This is a genomic window from Candidatus Pelagibacter sp. (assembly GCF_052049815.1).
Classification (GTDB): Bacteria; Pseudomonadota; Alphaproteobacteria; order Pelagibacterales; family Pelagibacteraceae; genus Pelagibacter.
In genome coordinates this window covers 1-1,715 of sequence record NZ_JBNGZG010000088.1, presented here as the reverse complement: position 1 = coordinate 1,715, position 1,715 = coordinate 1, and the positions used below count along the sequence as shown (strand labels likewise).

Sequence of the window (1,715 nt, the reverse complement as noted above, 5' to 3'; positions counted from 1 at the left end):
AAGAAATAATTGATAAAGTTAAGTTACAAAATCAATTTGATAAGGAAATAATAGTTATTGATGATTTTTCAAATGATAGGACAAGAGATATTTTAAAAAATGAATTAAAAAACAAAATTGATCATTTAATTCTAAATAATAAAAATTATGGTAAAGGTTACTCCATACGAGAAGGGATCCAGGCAGCTAAAGGTGACTATGTTCTTATACAAGATGCTGATTTGGAGTATGACCCAAATGATTATAAAAAATTAATCAAACCAATCAATGATGGAGTAGCCGATGTAGTTTATGGTTCTAGATTTATTGGATCTGAAGAAAAAAGAGTTCTATATTTTTGGCATACTATCGGTAATAAAGTTTTAACCGTGTTATCGAATATGTTCACCAATTTAAATCTTACAGATATGGAAGTATGCTATAAAGTTTTTAAAACAGAAATCATAAAACAAATAAATTTAAAAGAAAACCGATTTGGTTTTGAACCAGAAATTACTGCTAAAATCGCTAAGATTAAAAATATAAGAATTTATGAAGTTGGAGTAAAATACTATGGTAGAACATATTCTGATGGAAAAAAAATAACTTGGAAGGATGGTTTCAGTGCATTAAGATGTATAATTTATTACAATTTATTAAGTTAGTTGTATTAATTTTCAATTTTAATTTTTTTTTGACTGTCTTTAGCTTCTCTTAACCAAATGAATATGAAATTATGAAAAAATTGTCAATTATAGTTCCAGTTTACAATGAACATAAAACGTTAAGAACAATCTTAGATAAATTAATAAATTTAAAATTATATAGTAACATTAGCAAAGAAATAATAATCATAGATGATTGTTCCACTGATGGATCAATTGAAATCATCAAATCTTTTGAGATTTATGAATTTGTTAAAACAATTTATAAAAAAAAAAATAAAGGAAAAGGAGATTCACAAAAAATTGCTAAAAATTATGTATCAGGTGATTTTATAATAATACAAGATGCAGATTTAGAATATGATCCAGAGGATATTAATAAACTTTTAAAAATTGCATTAAATGAAAATAAAGAATTTGTAATAGGTTATAGAAATATGAAAACTTCTATATCTCATCCGTATTTTTTTTTTAGAGAATTTGCAGTGAATCTTTTAACATTCCTCATGAATACACTTTATAATACTTCTATCAAAGATAGCGCATGTTGTTATAGATTGTTTGATAAAAATTTATGGTTGGATATTGATGGAAATGCAGATCAATTTGAATATGACTTTAGTATAATTTGTCAGGCAATAAAAAAAACTAAAAACATTGGACAGTGTTCAGTTTTTTATGAGTCTAGAACTTACAAAGATGGAAAAAAATGTACTTGGGACGTTGGATTACATGCATTTAAAAGAATAATTTTAGATAGATTTAATTAAATAATTTTAAATTTTGGAAAAGGAATAATAATCTTAAATTTTTTATTTTTAAAAGTTTGTTTTAGTATTTTAGTTATTGGTTTTGAAAAATTCCATGCCAGTATAATGATGTAATCAAAATTTAATTTTTTTAACTTTTTTAAGCTAATAATCTTAATATTTTTTCCTGGAGTAAATTTATTTTGTTTCAAAGGATTATCATCTACTATTAAATCAAAATGGTTTTTATTAAGATTGAATACATGGCAAAATGTAGTAACTTTAGCTGGAGCACCATATCCAATAATATATTTTTTCTTAG

At 23.7% G+C, this 1,715-nt stretch carries 2 protein-coding genes and 1 pseudogene; 2 read left to right on the top strand and 1 reads right to left on the bottom strand.

Annotated features, from left to right (window positions below; translation table 11 throughout):
* Window positions 1-5 precede the first annotated feature (5 nt).
* The gene (locus ACTT9D_RS07330; protein ID WP_440931127.1) at window positions 6-644 is read left to right on the top strand and encodes a glycosyltransferase family 2 protein; all 639 of its coding nucleotides are present in this window, start codon (window positions 6-8) and stop codon (window positions 642-644) included.
* A gap of 71 nt (window positions 645-715) precedes the next feature.
* Complete coding sequence (locus tag ACTT9D_RS07325) at window positions 716-1,414, top strand: glycosyltransferase family 2 protein (RefSeq protein WP_440931126.1); 699 nt, start codon at window positions 716-718, stop codon at window positions 1,412-1,414.
* Here ACTT9D_RS07325 and ACTT9D_RS07320 read toward each other — a convergent pair.
* Window positions 1,411-1,715 (bottom strand): annotated as a pseudogene (locus ACTT9D_RS07320) (SAM-dependent methyltransferase); the annotation flags it as partial. The gene ACTT9D_RS07325 and the pseudogene ACTT9D_RS07320 overlap by 4 nt on opposite strands.

Excerpts from the sequence above, each read along its gene's own strand:
- ACTT9D_RS07325 (WP_440931126.1), top strand. The coding sequence starts at position 716 with ATGAAAAAATTGTCAATTATAGTTCCAGTTTACAATGAACATAAAACG.